Genomic DNA, 348 nt, shown 5'->3' with positions numbered 1-348 from the left:
ATTCAAAGGCATTTTTCCATTAGCTGGGGTAGGAAGGGTGAAGATAGGAAAATAGAAGGGCTGACGTCGATAAGTTATTATAACTAATTAAGATATATAAGGCATTAGGAATCTGGGTGATCACGCGCTTCACGTGGTATTGAGACTGACCAAAATGACCGCTTATTTCAAACAGCCCAGCCCGGACCATCGCTTTTATCGTCAACAGAGACAGCCGCTCGATAAAGGAAGTCGGCTTTGGGAAAAAATCATTCCTTTGCCGGGCGCTAGTCAAACCTTTGTAGTAAAAAAGGGCAAGTAGCGAGGAGGAGCAGTTAAGGGCTTTGTGGTCGTTAACGGGAACAAATG

1 protein-coding gene is annotated in these 348 nt (G+C 44.5%); it reads right to left on the bottom strand.

Features of this window, described 5'->3' with window-relative positions; genetic code table 11:
• Positions 1-19: 19 nt before the first annotated feature.
• On the bottom strand, positions 20-348 hold a 329-nt coding region (locus AABA78_RS39370; protein ID WP_338270622.1), incomplete at its 5' end, for a hypothetical protein.

The organism is Corallococcus caeni, assembly GCF_036245865.1.
GTDB classification, from domain to species: Bacteria; Myxococcota; Myxococcia; order Myxococcales; family Myxococcaceae; genus Corallococcus; species Corallococcus caeni.
Note: the sequence above shows the minus strand (reverse complement) of the source record. Positions and strands in the feature narration are given on the sequence as shown.